Origin of the sequence: Henriciella mobilis (assembly GCF_003576285.1) — a bacterium.
Classification (GTDB): Bacteria; Pseudomonadota; Alphaproteobacteria; order Caulobacterales; family Hyphomonadaceae; genus Henriciella; species Henriciella mobilis.
This window is the reverse complement of record NZ_QWFX01000005.1, coordinates 436307-451816: the sequence shown is the minus strand read 5'-3', so window position 1 is coordinate 451816 and position 15510 is coordinate 436307. Positions and strand designations below refer to the sequence as shown.

Annotated in this window: 10 protein-coding genes; 5 read left to right on the top strand and 5 right to left on the bottom strand. The window is 63.2% G+C overall.

The window, feature by feature from the left end; translation table 11 throughout:
- Positions 1 to 69: 69 nt before the first annotated feature.
- Both D1223_RS02160 and D1223_RS02155 read right to left on the bottom strand, forming a co-directional pair.
- On the bottom strand, positions 70 to 1101 hold the full coding sequence (locus tag D1223_RS02160) for a LacI family DNA-binding transcriptional regulator (protein ID WP_119374758.1): 1032 nt from the start codon (positions 1099 to 1101) through the stop codon (positions 70 to 72).
- A 160-nt stretch (positions 1102 to 1261) separates the two neighbouring features.
- A complete protein-coding gene (locus tag D1223_RS02155; RefSeq protein WP_233353005.1) occupies positions 1262 to 2401 on the bottom strand; it encodes an endo-1,4-beta-xylanase in 1140 nt (379 codons plus the stop codon).
- Between the two features lie 139 nt (positions 2402 to 2540).
- Between D1223_RS02155 and D1223_RS02150 the strand changes: the two genes are divergently transcribed.
- The 5 genes from D1223_RS02150 to D1223_RS02130 all read left to right on the top strand — a co-directional run bounded on the left by D1223_RS02150 (position 2541) and on the right by D1223_RS02130 (position 10867).
- On the top strand, positions 2541 to 4256 hold the full coding sequence (locus tag D1223_RS02150) for a glycoside hydrolase family 43 protein (protein ID WP_119374756.1): 1716 nt from the start codon (positions 2541 to 2543) through the stop codon (positions 4254 to 4256).
- A 215-nt stretch (positions 4257 to 4471) separates the two neighbouring features.
- The gene (locus D1223_RS02145; protein WP_119374755.1) at positions 4472 to 6937 is read left to right on the top strand and encodes a glycoside hydrolase family 3 protein; all 2466 of its coding nucleotides are present in this window, start codon (positions 4472 to 4474) and stop codon (positions 6935 to 6937) included.
- Positions 6938 to 6944: 7 nt separating this feature from the next.
- A complete protein-coding gene (locus D1223_RS02140) occupies positions 6945 to 7871 on the top strand; it encodes an aldose 1-epimerase (protein WP_119374754.1) in 927 nt (308 codons plus the stop codon).
- Complete coding sequence (locus D1223_RS02135) at positions 7868 to 9085, top strand: Gfo/Idh/MocA family protein (RefSeq protein ID WP_119374753.1); 1218 nt, start codon at positions 7868 to 7870, stop codon at positions 9083 to 9085. Before D1223_RS02140 ends, D1223_RS02135 begins: the two co-directional genes overlap by 4 nt.
- A gap of 192 nt (positions 9086 to 9277) precedes the next feature.
- Positions 9278 to 10867 carry a sodium/sugar symporter gene (locus D1223_RS02130; RefSeq protein WP_119374752.1) on the top strand — a complete coding sequence of 530 codons (1590 nt, stop codon included), beginning with the start codon at positions 9278 to 9280 and terminating at the stop codon, positions 10865 to 10867.
- A gap of 49 nt (positions 10868 to 10916) precedes the next feature.
- On the opposite strand, the gene D1223_RS02125 is transcribed toward D1223_RS02130, so the two are convergent.
- The 3 genes from D1223_RS02125 to D1223_RS02115 are packed head-to-tail and all read right to left on the bottom strand — an operon-like array spanning position 10917 to position 15510.
- Positions 10917 to 11261: an ArsR/SmtB family transcription factor gene (locus tag D1223_RS02125; RefSeq protein WP_119374751.1), complete on the bottom strand. Its 345-nt coding sequence runs from the start codon at positions 11259 to 11261 to the stop codon at positions 10917 to 10919.
- On the bottom strand, positions 11258 to 14524 hold the full coding sequence (locus tag D1223_RS02120; protein ID WP_119374750.1) for an efflux RND transporter permease subunit: 3267 nt from the start codon (positions 14522 to 14524) through the stop codon (positions 11258 to 11260). Before D1223_RS02120 ends, D1223_RS02125 begins: the two co-directional genes overlap by 4 nt.
- Positions 14521 to 15510, bottom strand: coding sequence for an efflux RND transporter periplasmic adaptor subunit (locus tag D1223_RS02115; protein WP_119374749.1), 990 nt, complete (start codon positions 15508 to 15510; stop codon positions 14521 to 14523). The genes D1223_RS02120 and D1223_RS02115 overlap by 4 nt, the downstream gene beginning before the upstream one ends.

Genomic DNA, 15510 nt, shown 5'->3' with positions numbered 1-15510 from the left:
TCCCTGTCATTTTATGATAGGGCTAACATAATGAAGACAGACGCGACCTGTAAACTGTTTTCGACGCGCTCAGGCAGGCGGCGCGAGACTTTCTCGCTCAACGATGTGGATGCTGTCATTGACCAGGCGCACGGGCTCGCCATTCCAGCTTTCGGCCGTCACATCCGAGATAATGTCCACCGAGGCTTGCGCCATTTCGGCGATCGGCTGGCGAACCGTCGTCAGACGCGGCCAGATCGCGGCGGCAATGGCTGTATCGTCGAATCCGACGACGGACAGCTCCTTCGGGATCTGGATCGAACGGCGTTGAGCGGCCGCGATGACGCCCGCGGCCATGTCGTCATTGCTTGCGAAGATCGCAGTGGGACGGTCGGGCAGTTCCAGGAGGTCATCCCCGCGGTGCATCCCCGTGCGGAAGGTGAAATCGCCTTCCAGGATGAGCTTTTTGTCGATCTGGATGCCCTTGTCGATAAGCGCCTGCTCATACCCTTCCTGGCGCTTGCGGCTCCAGGGCAGTTCGTGCGGTCCTCGAATGAAGCCGATCTTCTTGTGTCCAAGGTCGATCAGATGACAGGTCATCGTGTAAGCAGCCGCCCTGTCGTCGAACACGACGCTCGACTGCTTGAACCGGTCATCGGTGCTGCCAAGCAGGACGGTCGGAATACCAATGTCCTGCATCAGCTCCAGCAGCTTGGTATTGCCGCTCAGGGGCGGGGCGAGGATGAGACCGTCCAGCTGGATGGAGCTCAGCCGCTTCAGGATCATGGTCGTGTCGAGACCGTCTTCGATATCCGAGAGGTCTTCGATGACGAGGTGATGCCCGAGATCGCGGCAGTGCTTGAGGGCGCTGACCACGAGGGCACTCAGATAACTCGGACTGGGGTTGTAATAGGCAAGCCCGATCAGTTTCGACCGGCCGCCGGCAAGCCCGCGCGCCATCAGATTCGGTTTGTAGTTCAGCGCTGCGATGGCCGCTTCGACGCGCTCACGTGTCGATGCCTTCACAAGCTTCTGCTTGTTGAGCACCCTTGAGACCGTCATTTGGGAGACGCCAGCCTTCTCGGCGACTTCCTTGATTGTAATCGGCTGACGCTTGTTCAATTTTCTTTCGTCCAGTCCATTTTTTTGCAGGCAAGGTCAGTATCGCCCTGCTTGCTGGAATGGCAAGAACCTTCAGTGTTAGCGCGAACTATTTGCGACAATTAGCCCGATTCTTGTGATTGAGCGGACCCTGCCGATAATCGACCCTGGCGCGATCGGATCAGATGGGCTGGCGATAGTCAGCCGCACGGAGCGCTTCGGCAATGGCGCTGCGCATGGACTTTGCCTTGTAGTTTTCATCGTAAACCGTCGGGCGTTTCAGGACCCCGTCAGTCCTGGGAAGGAAGCCCTGCAGCCAGTTCTGGTCATCCACCATTCCCCAGATCAGGACTTCCTTGAGCTGGGGATAGGTCAGCATCAGGTCGAAATACTCACGCGTATAGTCCGCGATCAGGCGGTCTCGATAAGCGATGTCGGGACGAAGATCGGTGTCGTTGACGTCAAACTCGGTGATGTAGAGCTCAAGCCCCATGCCCACGATCTCGTCGCAGAAGGCGATCCAGTTCTTCTGCTTCTGGCGGGTGAACTCGTCCGGCATCTCATAGTTCGAATGGCTCTGGAGGCCGACGCCATCGATGGGCACGCCCCGCTTGAGCATGCCTTCCAGCAGGCGCAGCACCCCTGCCCGGTGAAGCGTGCTGGTATCTTCCCAGCTCATGAAATCATTGTAGACAAGCTTTGCATCCGGCGCGTTTTCCTTGGCGACCGCAAAGCAGAAATCCATCAGCCGCTCGCCCATCCTTTTCGATAGAGACGTCTCCCGGAACTCGCCTGTTTCATCGCTGACGGCTTCGTTCACGACATCCCAGGAGTAGATGAAGGGGTGATAGCGCGAGGCCATCTGTGCGATGCGCGGGCCGACGAATTGCTCCGTCTCGGCAGCGCTCGCGAAGTCCAGCGCGTTCACCCAGTCGGGCGACCAGATGCTGCGATGCCAGAGCAGCGTATGGCCGCGCATGGTCAGGCCGTTTTCCTTCGCGAACGCCGCCAGCCGGTCGGCCGGCTCGAAGTTCACGACATCCGGCTCGGGATAGACCGTGTACCATTTGTGCTCATTTTCGGCGACGATGGTCGCACATTCGCGGCGGATGATGTCGAGATACCGGGGATCGTCCAGCTGGTGCGCCGCCATGGCAGAGCCGAAGCGGATACCTTTTTCCGCCGCAAGCTCATGCAGGCCCGGGCCTGTTGCCGCATTACCTGCGGCGCTTTCTCCGGCGGCAACGCAACCGCCAAGCCCTGCAAAGGCCGATGCGCCGGCCCCCATTTTCAACCAGTCACGCCGCGAAAGCCCGTTCATCATTGTCTCCCTCGAATAGGTCACCGGCCAGGTCTTGCCGTGGCTCTCCGAAACTTTATGATAACGCTAACAACAAATCGTGGCTGGCGTCCAGTCCGCGAGAAAAATATCCATCCGCCTCAAGGGAGGGGCTCTTCAGATGTCAAGAAATTCGATTGTTTCGGCGATGGTCCTTCTGGCCCTTTCGGCCTGTTCGTCTGCGCCGGCGACTGATGATGCGCCCGCCCCCTCCACCGCACTGTCGGCCTCATTCGACTGGTTCGAATACACCGGAAACGATCCGGCTTTCAGCGATCCGCCCGGCTCCGAAGGCTACCTCAATCCGGTCCTTGCGGGCTTCTACCCCGATCCAAGCGTGACCCGCGGCCCGGATGGCTATTACCTCGTCCATTCGACCTTTTCATACTTCCCCGGCATCCCGGTCTTCCACAGCAAGGACCTCGTCCACTGGGAGCAGATCGGCAATGTCATCGACAGGCCCGGCATGCTCGACTTTGACGGGCTCGGCCTGTCGCGCGGCGTGTTTGCGCCGACCATCGAGTATCATGACGGCGTCTTCTATGTCGCCAATACCTGCGTCGATTGCGGCGGCAACTTCATCGTCACCGCGACCGATCCGGCCGGCCCATGGTCAGATCCGGTCTGGCTGCCGGAGGTGGGCGGCATCGACCCATCGCTCTTCTTCGAGGAAGACGGCTCGGTCTGGATCATGAACAATGATGAGCCACCGGGCGGTTCGACCTATCCCGGGCACCGCGCCATCTGGTTCCGCCAGATCGATCCTGACACCTTCCAGTCCATCTCAGAACCGATCGTGCTGATCGATGGCGGCGTGCGCCCCGAGGAAAAGCCGATCTGGATCGAGGGCCCGCATATCTACCAGGTCGGCGACTGGTATTATCTGAGCGCAGCAGAAGGCGGCACCGCCGTCGATCATTCGCAGGTCGTGCTGCGCTCCAAAGCGCTGACGGGCCCCTACGAGCCGTATGAGAACAATCCGATCCTCACCCAGCGCCACCTGCCGGAAGACCGCCCCAACCCGATCACGTCTGTTGGCCATGCAGACCTTGTCCAGGACGCAGACGGCAACTGGTGGGCGACCTTCCTCGGCGTGCGGCCCTATGAGGGCGACCTCTACAACACAGGCCGCGAGACCTTCCTGATGCCTGTCGACTGGAAGGATGGCTGGCCGGTCATCCTCGAAGGCGAGGAAGAGGTGCACTACAAGATGGACACCCGCCCTGCCCCGCTCGGCACGATCGGCGAGCACGTGCCGATGTCCGGCAATTTCACGGTGCGTGAGGACTTCGATGGCGAGGCGCTGCCGTTCCACTGGATGACCTTGCGCGTGCCCCAGTCAGACTGGTGGGCGCTGGACGGCGGCGCCCTGGTATTGGACGCAAGGCCCGTCGAGCTCGGCTCCGGGACGCAGCCTTCCTATCTCGGCCGGCGCCAGCAGCACCAGAACGCGGTCGCCACGACGAAGGTCGCGTTCAGCCCCGAATCCCCGGGCGATGAAGCTGGGCTCGCCGTGCTGCAAAGCGATGAGTATTTCTACGCGCTCGGCCTGACGGTCTCGGATGCGGGTGAGCCTCAAATCGCCCTGCGCCAGCGCGCCGGCGCCGACCAGCCCGTCGAGGGAACAGTCGTGGCGACAGCGCCGTTTTCAGGCGAGGCGGCCGAACTCAGGATCACCGCCCGCAAGGATGCCTATGACTTCGCTTTCCGCGAACCGGGCAACGAGGATTGGACCGTCATCGCCACGGGCCTTGATGGCAAGATCCTCTCGACCCGGGTCGCAGGCGGCTTTGTCGGCGCAACCTTCGGGCTCTATGCAGGCGCCGCCCCGCGCTGACCAGACATGCGCCAGACCCTCGGCGCGGTGAGCGGCGGCCGTCGCCAGCAACCTTCCGTCCTGCGCTTTCGGCTTTTCCGTTGCGCTTGGATTTAATTTCGTCTAGCGAAAATGTTAACGCCAACATTCTCGGGTGGGACCCGAGAACCTCAACTGAAAGCGCCCCGCAGAGACATGCGGAGAACAGCGATACGGCGAAAAGGGGAGACACGATCATGCGCCACAAAACTTCATGGTATGCCCTCGCGGCGGCAGCCGGGCTCTTGCTTGCAGGCTGTGCCCGCTCAGCCCCGGATCCAGATAGCGCGACGAGCCCTGAGCCTGCTGCAGAGGAGTCAGTCTGGCCCGCCGTCGACAGCAATCTCATCGATCCGGCGATCGAGGCGCGCATTGACGAGATCATGGCCAAGATGACGCTGGAGCAGAAAGTCGGCCAGGTGATCCAGGCCGACAATGGCTCGGTCACCCCTGAGGATGTGAAGACCTACCGGCTCGGCTCGGTGCTCAGCGGCGGCAACTCGGCCCCGAATGGCAAGCCATACGCCAGCGTCGAGGAATGGGTGGCCGCCACCGATGCTTTCTACGCCGCCTCTGTTGATCCCGAAGGTGTCGAGATCGCGATCCCGATCATCTGGGGTATCGATGCTGTCCACGGCCACAACAACGTCATCGGCGGCACCGTTTTCCCGCACAATATCGGCCTTGGCGCCGCGCGTAATCCGGAGCTGATCGAGAAGATTGCGGAAGTGACCGCCACAGAGCTTCGCGTCACCGGCCATGACTGGACCTTCGCGCCCACCGTTGCCGTCCCGCGCGATGACCGCTGGGGCCGTACCTATGAAGGCTTCGCCGAGGACCCCGAAGTCGTCGCCTCCTATTCCGCAGCCATCGTCGAAGGCCTGCAGGGCGAATTCGGCGCGGATGACTTCCTGGACGAAACCCACGTCATCTCGACCGCCAAGCATTATCTCGGCGATGGCGGCACGCAGGGCGGCCAGGACCAGGGCGACACGAAAGTGTCCGAGGCCGAACTCGCACGCATCCATGGCGCCGGCTATCCGCCCGCCATCGAGGCAGGCGCACTGTCCATCATGGCGACCTTCTCAAGCTGGAACGGCACGAAGACGACAGGCGACAAGTACCTGCTGACAGATGTCCTGAAAGACAGGATGGGCTTTGACGGCTTTATCGTCAGCGACTGGAACGCGCATGGACAGATCGATGGCTGCACCAATGAGGACTGCCCGGAAGCGCTGATCGCCGGCATCGACATGTACATGGCACCCGACAGCTGGAAGGGCCTCTATGAGAACACACTCGCACAAGTGAAGAGCGGCGAGATTCCGATGGCGCGCCTCGACGATGCCGTCCGCCGCGTCCTCCGCGCCAAGCTCCATTACGGCCTATTCGATGAGGGGCGTCCATCTGAGCGCCCCCTGGCCGGGCGCACAGACCTGCTCGGCTCACCCGAACACCGCGCGGTCGCCCGTCAGGCGGTGCGCGAGTCGCTGGTCCTTCTAAAGAATGACGGCATCCTTCCAATCGCGCCAACCGCGAACATCATGGTCGCTGGCGACGGCGCTGACAGCATCTCCAAACAGTCCGGCGGCTGGACGCTGACCTGGCAGGGCGGCGGCATCGACAATGAAGAATTCCCGAACGGCGCCTCCATCCTCGATGGCCTGTCTGAAGCCGCGAACAACGTCACTCACAGCCCTGACGGCAGCTACGACGAGAAACCCGATGTCGCGATCATCGTGTTTGGCGAGGATCCCTATGCCGAGTTCCGCGGTGACGTCGATCATCTGGCCTATGATGCCGCCGGCTCGAAGGAAATCGAGCTTCTCCGCAAGCTGCAGGCAGACGGCATTCCGACCGTGAGCGTCTTCCTGTCCGGCCGCCCGATGTGGGTGAACCCGGAGCTCAACGCCTCTGATGCGTTTGTCGCCGCCTGGCTTCCCGGCAGCGAAGGAACAGGCGTTGCCGACGTTCTGGTCGCCGCCGAGGATGGCTCGCCACGTTATGACTTTACCGGCAAGCTCTCCTATTCCTGGCCAAAGCGCCCTGACCAGGGCCCGCTCAATGTCGGCGACGAGACCTACGATCCGCTCTTCGCCTATGGCTACGGCCTCTCCTATGCCGAACCTGGCGAGGTGGCCACGCTGGACGAAACCGTGCCCGACACCCTGCAGGCCAGCGGCAACACCAATGTCTATTTCGCCAATGGCAGCTACAGCGCGAACATGCGCATCTTCAAGTCTGGCACCGTCAGCGAGAGCCGCGTCGACCATCGCGCCCAGGAAGACGCCATCTCCCTGACCTTCGGAGACACCGGCGGCTGGGTGTCCTTCACAGACGGCTCCGTCAGCGACCTTGTCCGCGAATCCAATGCCGACATCGAACTCCTGCTGACATTGCGCTCGACGCTGACATCGCCCGTTTCGATCGGCATGGCGTGCGAAGGCGAAGACTGCCGCAGTTCGCGTGAGCTTTCCCCCGCCGACCTCGGCAATGGCGATTGGACCGATGTCCGCATCTCGCTGAGCTGCTTCAGCGATATCGATCTCACCTCCATCATTGCGCCCATCTACGTTGAGGCGAGTGGGCCCGGCGAGCTCGCCATCTCCGAGGCAAGACTCGTCGAGGACGCAGACGCCGCAGAGACCTGTCCTGGTGATTGATCCAGCAATGCCCGGGACGACCGAACTGTCGGACAAGGCGGCGCTTTGCTACCTGTCGGCTCACGGCTTCGACATGGCCGTCCAGCCCGGCGTGGGCGGCCGCATCGTCTCCCTCTCATTCGGGGGGGTGGACGTGTTCCAGCCCGATGCCCGGCCAGACGCCATGAGGGTGTTTGACGCCGGCTGCTTTCCGCTGGTGCCGTTCTCCAACCGGATCAGGGGCGGCACGTTCGAATTTGGGGGGTGCCCCCACACCTTGAAGCGCAACTGGGACGGCGATGAGCACGCCATCCACGGCGAGGGCTGGACGAGCGCCTGGACAGTGACCCATCAGGACGACGCTTCGATCCGGATGTGGATGGCCAGCGCAGGCTGGTGGCCCTGGACCTATGAGTGCAGCCAGCTCATCAGGCTGCTGCCGGGCCGGGTCAGCCTGTCCCTCAAAGTGACCAACCTCGACACCAGCGCCATGCCCGTCGGCCTCGGCTTTCACCCCTATTTTCCGAGGAACGACCAGACGCAACTGCAGTTCAACGCGGCCGGCATGATCCAGCCGATGAACCATGGCCCGCTGCAGGTTGAACCGCTGACCCCGACGACCGACTTTTCGCAGGACACAGCCATGCGCCTTCGCGATCTGGACCATGGCTATGCTGGCTGGGACGGCGTTGCGATAATACGCCAGCCGGAGGAGGGCCTCGAGATAACCGTCAGGACAAATGCTTCACCTGCCGGCGCAGTGGTCTATATCCCTCCGAGCGCGCCCTTTTTCTGTTTCGAACCTGTGTCCCAGATCAATGGCGCGTTCGAAATGGACCAGACCGTCGAGACGGGTCTGCACGCGCTGAAGCCCGGCGAAAGTCTCGATTTTTCCGTCGCGATCGACGTTGAGAAGCGTCCAGACGCGCCAGACAGAAAGGACAGTTCCGCATGACCCGCTTTGATCAGGACCGCAGACGTCTCCTCCAGCTTGCCGGCGTGACGGCCGCCGTGCCGCTCTTTGGCTGCGCTGGCGCGCAGACATCTGACGGGTCCGGCGTTCGCGCCATCGGCCAGCCCATGCCGGGCAATGTTCGCCTGCCTGATACCCCGCCCGAGAAAGGGGCCGCTGACAGCGTCGGCATCGCAGTCATCGGACTTGGCGGCTTCGCGCTGAATCAGATGATGCCCAACTTCGTGAACGCCCGGCGCGCCCATATCGCGGCGGTCGTCTCGGGCAATGCCGACAAGGCAAACCGGGTCGGGGACGCCTATGGCGTGGCGCCGGATGCGCGCTACTCCTATGACAATTTCGACGAGATCGCCTCCGATGACCGGGTCGATGCGGTCTATATCGTTCTGCCGAGCGGACTGCATGCCGAGTGGGCGGAGAAGGCCTTTGCGGCGGGCAAGCACGTCCTCTGCGAGAAACCCATGGCGCTCAACAGCGCCGAATGCGAACGCATGATCGCCGCGGCCCGTGCCGCCGACCGCAAGCTGATGATCGCCTATCGCTGCCACTTCGAGCCGTTCAACATGCGCGCGATGGCGCTGATGGATGAAGGCGCTGTCGGCGATATCCGGCTGATCCGGACCGGCCAGCATTACCGGATGGGGCCGACCACGCCGGCCGATAACTGGCGCGCCAATCGCGCCCTCGCCGGCGGCGGCCCGCTTGAGGATTACGGCCTCTACGGCCTGCAGTCCGCGCTTTATCTCTCGAATGAAATGCCAAGCACGATCAGCGCGCGGACCTTCCAGCCGGAAGGCGATCCGCGCTTTGCGGAAATCTTTGCCTCCGTGCAGACGCAGATGCAGTTCCCGTCCGGCGCCGTTGCCCAGCTGTCGACCTCCTATGACGCGTCCGGTTCGAACCGCGCGCTCGTGCGGGGCACGCGCGGCGTCCTCGAAATGGACCCGGCGACCAGCTATGGCGGCCTGCGCATGACGCTTCGCCGCGATCGCAGCTCGGAAGAGCTCAATCCGGGCGACCCCGCGATACAGTTCGCCGCCCAGCTCGACCACTTCGCGGACGCCATCCGCGACGATATCGAGATCCGCACGCCGGGCGCCATGGGCCTGCGCGATATCCGCCTCATCGAAGCGATCTACAAGGCTGCCGAAACCGGCCAGGCCGTCTCCCTGATGCCGGACGGCCGGATGAAGTGATGGCGTTGAAGACCGGTCTCCCGGGAGACCGGTCTTCCGCTTCAACGCATCAAGCAGCCGCTTTAACGCACGATACGCCGTCGCTATTGACGCCGGGCGGGATAAGGCCCGAAGGGTTTTTCTCGCACCGGCCAGCCAGACAACAAGAAACGCTGACCGGCACATATCGCTTTGTGCGGGGAGGCACACAGTATGGCACTAGAGACGATCGACCTTGTCATTGTCGGGGTTTACGCAATCGCGCTGTTCGCGATCGCAATCCTGGTATCGCGTGAGCCTGCGGGCCACCAGAAAGACACCGAAGACTATTTCCTTGCCGGCAAGGCGCTGCCCTGGTGGGCCATCGGCGCCTCGCTGATCGCGGCCAATATTTCCGCCGAGCAGATCATCGGACAGTCCGGACAGGGCTTCGTCGTCGGCCTCGCCATTGCCGCCTATGAGTGGCAGGCGGCCATCGTCCTGCTGATCGTCGCCAAATTCTTCCTGCCAATCTTCCTGGAGCGGAAGATCTTCACCATGCCGCAATTCCTCGAGACCCGCTTCGGGCCGGAGGTCAAATCGATCATGGCGGTATTCTGGATCATCCTCTACACGGCGGTGAACCTGACCTCGATCCTGTGGCTGGGCGGGCTGGCCATCTCGGCTGTTACCGGCTGGGCGGTCCTGCCGGCGATGCTCGGCCTTGCCGCATTTGCCGTTCTATACTCGCTTTATGGCGGGCTGAAAGCCGTCGCGATGACCGACATCATCCAGGTCGTCATCCTGATCCTTGGCGGCTTTGCGATCCTCTGGATTTCACTCGGCCTCGTTGGCGGTGAAGACGGCGCCATGGCCGGTCTCGCCACGCTGATGGGCGAGATCCCCGGCCACTTCAACATGATCCTCAAGCCGGACCATCCCAACTATGGCGACCTGCCGGGCATCTGGACCCTGCTGGGCGGGCTCTGGGTGCTGCACTTCTCCTATTGGGGCTTCAACCAGTACATCATCCAGCGTGCGCTCGGCGCAGAGAGCTTGCCGGAAGCCCAGAAGGGGCTTGCCTTCGCCGCCTTCCTGAAGCTGCTCATCCCGGTCATCGTCGTGATCCCGGGCATTGCCGCCTTGTGGCTGGCCCAGAATGGCCAGCTCGACATGGCCGAACTGTCGGCCCGGCCCGACAGCACCTATGGCGTGCTCATGACCCTCGTGCCCGGCGGCCTGCGCGGCCTCGTCTTCGCAGCGCTGATTGCCGCGATCGTCTCCTCGCTTGCCTCGATGATGAACTCGATCTCGACGATCTTCACCATGGACATCTATCGCGACTACATCGCCAAGGAGCGCACGGAAGGCCACTATGTGCTGGTCGGCCGGCTGACGGCGCTGACCGCCATGGTGATCGCGCTTATCCTGGCAAAGCCCTTCCTCGGAGGTATGGAAAGCGCCTTCCAGACCATCCAGGAATATACCGGCTTCATCGCGCCGGGCGTTGTCGCGGTCTTCCTGCTGGGCTTCTTCTGGAAGCGCGCCAACGAGGCGGGCGCCTTCGCCCTGCTGATCTCATCGGTCGTGCTCAGCGTCATCGCCTCGATTGCGCTGCCGGAGCTGCCCTTCGTCCTGCGGATCTGGATCGTATTCCTGACCTGCCTCGTCATCGGCGCCATCGTGTCGCTGATGACCATAGCGCCGAAACCCGAACAACCGGTCGACCTCGGCGGCATCGAGTTCCACACACGGACCGGCTTCAACATCGCCGCCGTGCTGATCGTGCTGATCCTCGCCGGGATCTACGTCGCCTACTGGTAAGCGGCCACGGCTGTCTTGATCGTCTTGTCGGGGAGGGAGCCCTGCCCCGTCAGGCGGACTTTGCCGCCTCGTCGCCGAAATAGCGGCACAGTGTTTCAATCACGGCCATGCCGACCCCGCCTGTCGCGCGATAGTAGATCGTCTGGGCATCGCGGCGGGTTTCAACCAGCCCCTCCGCCCGCAGCTTGGCAAGGTGCTGGGACACAGCAGACAGGGACTGGCCGACCGCCTCGGCGAGCTGGTTGACCGGCATTTCACCGGCTGCCAGCGAGCAGAGAATCTTCAGGCGCGTCTCATTGGCCATGGCCCGCAGCGTCCCGCAGGCTTCCTCGATCTGCGACGACAGGACGTCGAAGGCGTCCGGCGACGCAGGATGATTGGCTGGCTGGCTCATACAGGCGAAGCTTCCGTGGCTGGATGCGAACCGGTGTCGGTTTCCGCTTCAGGTGCGGGCAACCAATCCGGCCCTCTGAGGGCGACATAGATCGCCGGTATAACAAGCACAGTCAGCGCGGTTGAAGAAGCAAGCCCGAACAGTAGCGAGATCGCGAGGCCCTGGAAGATCGGGTCGCTCAGGATCACCGCTGCACCGATCATCGCGGCCAGCGCCGTCAGCAGGATCGGCTTGAAGCGGATGGCCCCGGCATCAAGCAGGACGTCCTTCAACGGCGTGGTCTCATCCTGGCGGTGTTTGACGAAGTCGACCAACAGGATGGAGTTGCGCACGATGATCCCGGCCAGCGCAATGAAGCCGATCATGGAGGTGGCCGTGAAGGCGGCCCCGAAGATCCAGTGCCCGATCATGATACCGATCAGCGTCAGCGGAACCGGCGTCAGGATCAGGAGCGGTGTGCGGAAGGTCCCGAACTGGGCGACCACCAGGATGTAGATCCCGATCAGCGCCACACCGAAGGCGAGCCCCATATCCCGGAAGGTCACATAGGTGATCTCCCATTCGCCATCCCAGAGCACGGACGGCGCCGTCTCGTCTTCCGGCTGGCCATAGAGGCGAACAGCGGGTTGCTCGAGACCGGCCCCGGCCCAGTCATAGGCCGCGATCCTGTCCTGGACTTCCATCATGCCGTAGATCGGCGCTTCGAACCGGCCGGCCAGTTCGCCCATGACCATGTCGGCGAAATAGCCGTCCCGGCGGAACACATTGGTCGAGCCGGCATCCATGGATGTCGTGATCAGGGTGCCCATTTCCGCCGGCATGCTTCCGGCAGGCGCGAACCGCCGGGCGACCGGGATCGTCGCGGTGGTTTCAGACCAGACACGCTCGGACTTCGGCAAGCGGATCGTCACCGGCAGCGGATCACGTCCGCCGCCGCGCGGGGCGACACCGACAGTGCGTCCCGAATAGACCAGCCCGACCGTGTCGAGCACATCCTGCTCGGCCACGCCCTGGTCATTGGCCACGACCTTGTCGACCGACAGGACGAGGCGCGGCTGGTGGCCACCGAAGGAATTATCCACATCGACGATGAACGGCGTTTCGCGGAAAAGCTGCTCCACCACATCGGCCGTACGCCGGCGCGTCTCGGCATCCGGGCCGTAGATCTCCGCAAGCAGCGTCGACAGGACGGGCGGGCCCGGCGGGACTTCGACCACCTTCGCGCTCGCGCCGTCCGGAAGCGGAATCGCCTTGATCCGCTCACGCAGGTCGAGCGCGATTTCATGGCTGGAGCGCTTGCGCTCGCCCTTCTCCAGGAGGTTCACCTGCAGGTCACCCAGTTCCGGCGACTTGCGCAGGAAATAGTGGCGCACCAGGCCGTTGAAATTGAACGGCGCGGCGGTGCCGGCATAGGCCTGGATCGACTCGACCTCTTCGACATCCTTCATGGCGTCGGCGAGCGCGAACAGGCTGCGTTCGGTGTCCTCCAGCGCGGCGCCCTCTGGCAGGTCAAGGACCAGCTGGATCTCCGACTTGTTGTCGAAGGGCAGCAGCTTGACCGTCACCGCCGTCGTCGCGAACAGGCCGAGCGATGCAATCGTCGCCACACCGACAACTGCGAGGAAGATCCAGGCATTGCGACGGCTTTCGACGATCGGGCCGGCGACGGTCCGGTAGAAGCGGCCAAGCCGGGTTTCACCATGTTCGGCGTGTTCAGCTGCGGGCGCCTTGCCGGCGATCTTCATGATCAGCCATGGCGCAATGCCGACCGCGACAAAGAAGGAAAACAGCATGGCTGCGGACGCATTGGCCGGGATCGGCGCCATGTAGGGCCCCATCAGGCCGGAAACGAACATCATCGGCAAGAGGGCCGCGATCACGGTCAGCGTCGCCACGATGGTCGGGTTGCCGACCTCGGAGACGGCATCGACCGCCGCCTTCACGCGCGAACGCCCGTCCCCCATCGCCCAGTGCCGGGCGATGTTCTCAATGATGACGATCGCATCGTCGACCAGGATGCCGATGGAAAAGATCAGAGCGAACAGGCTGACGCGGTTGATCGTGTAGCCCATCATCAGCGACGCAAAAAGCGTCAGCAGGATTGTTGTCGGGATGACGATCAGCGTCACCAGCGCCTCGCGCCAGCCAATCGCAAAAGCGATCAGCACCACGATGGACACGGTCGCAAGCCCCAGGTGGAAGAGGAGTTCGTTGGCCTTGTGATTGGCCGTCTCGCCATAGTTCCGGGTGACCGCAATGTGCACGCCTTCCGGCAGCATCTCGCGTTCCAGAAGCTCAAGCCGTTCGAGGATCTGGTCGGCAACGACAACGGCATTGGCGCCCGGCCGTTTGGCCAGCGACAGCGTCACCGCCGGCAGCGCTTCGAAGCCGTTCGCGCCTTCGCGCCGCTCCAGCGTCCAGGCGCGCGCTTCGGTCTCGACGCCGGTAACGCGCACAGTTGCGACATCCGACACATAGACCGTCCGCCCATCCGGCGCGCGCAGCTGCAGGCGCTGGATCGTGCCGATCCCGTCGACGCGGTCGCCGGCCTGCACAATGATCGAGTCGCCCTCGCCCCGGGCCATGCCGGCCGGACGCGCCTGAACGGCCTGGCCGACGGTCTCGACCAGCGACTGCAACGGAATGCCATAGGAGGAAAGCGCGGCAATATCAGGCTCGACCCTGAGCTCCATCGGCCGCCCTCCAATCACGCTGGTCAGGCCGACATCCTCGATCTTGACCAGTTCCTTGAGCAGCTCGTCAGCCAGCATGCGCAGGCTGGTGTCGTTCCAGACATCGCCCGTCCACGGCTCCGGCGACAGGGTCAGCGTGACAATCGCCACATCATCGATCCCGCGCCCGACAACCTGTGGCATCGGGACTTCGGGCGGAATGCGGTCGATATTCGCGCGGATCTTCTCATGGATCCGCAGGACAGCATCATCGGCGTCGGTGCCGACGACGAACCGGGCCGTGACCATGGTGCCATCGTCGCGGCTCTGGCTATAGACATGCTCGACATCCGGAATCGCCTTGACGATTTCCTCGAGCGGCTCGGTCACCTGTTCGACGACATCGGTCGCCTTCAGGCCTGGCGCCTGCACCATGATGTCGACCATGGGCACGGAAATCTGTGGCTCTTCCTCACGCGGAATGGTCAGCAGGGCAACGAGGCCGACGGCCAGCGCGGCAAGCAAAACGAGCGGCGTCAACGGCGACCCGATTGTGGCGCGCGTGATCGACCCGGAAATGTCGGGTTTCATGAGTTTTCCGCCTCCGGCAGCATGATGACATCACCGCGTTTGAGCCCGGACAGGACCTCGAACTCACCGGTCGTGACAAGCGGTTCGGCCAGCACGACCGGCGCTTCGACGAAACGGTCGCCGACGCTCACCTTCACGAAATCGATGCCGTAGCGGGTGGTGACGAATTCCGCCGGGATGACGATCGCCGTGCGTTCGCCAACCGGAACAAGCACGTCGGCCCGCTCACCGACGAGTGCGTTCAGGCCGCCTTCGACAACAGCGTCCGCAATCACGGCCCCATCACGCAGCGCCGGATAGACTTTCACGATCTGCGCCGACTGGGCCGCGCCGCTGCGGGCCGGCAGGCGCAAGGGCAACTCCTTGCCTTCGCCGATAAAGGCCAGGTGGCGCTCCGGCAGGGAGAGGCGCACAAGCCCTTCGAGCGTGACCAGCCGGGCGATCGTCTGTCCCGGCGAAACCACGCTGCCCTCTACGATGAGGACATCGGTCACCCGCCCGTCGGCCGGGGCGCGAATGTCGCCTTCGGAGCGGCGCGCCGACACGCTGCGGCGTTCGTCTTCAGCCGCTTTCAGATTGGATTTCAGGACGTTGAGCGCTGTCTGCTCGCGCTCATAGCGCGCTTTCGGATAGAAACCGTCTGCCAGCAATTTCTCGGCCCGCGCGAGGTCTTCGGTCTGCTGCTGGATCTGGGCCGACAGGCCCTCAATGCGCGAACTCAGTGCGGAAATCTGCGGGGCGATCGTTTCGTCGGTCACGACAGCGATGACATCGCCAGCCTTCACTTCCTGGCCTTCATCGATCCGCAGGCTGGTCACAACCCCCTGCAGGCGCGAGCGGGCTTCTGCCGAGTCGGTCGCCTCGATGCGGGCGACGACCGGCCGGTAATCGGTGATGACCGTATCGTCGATCGTGATCGTCTGGGCAGCGGCCGACAGGGCGGCAATACAGGCCGCAAGGCCGAGGGTAAGCGCGCGTATCATCAT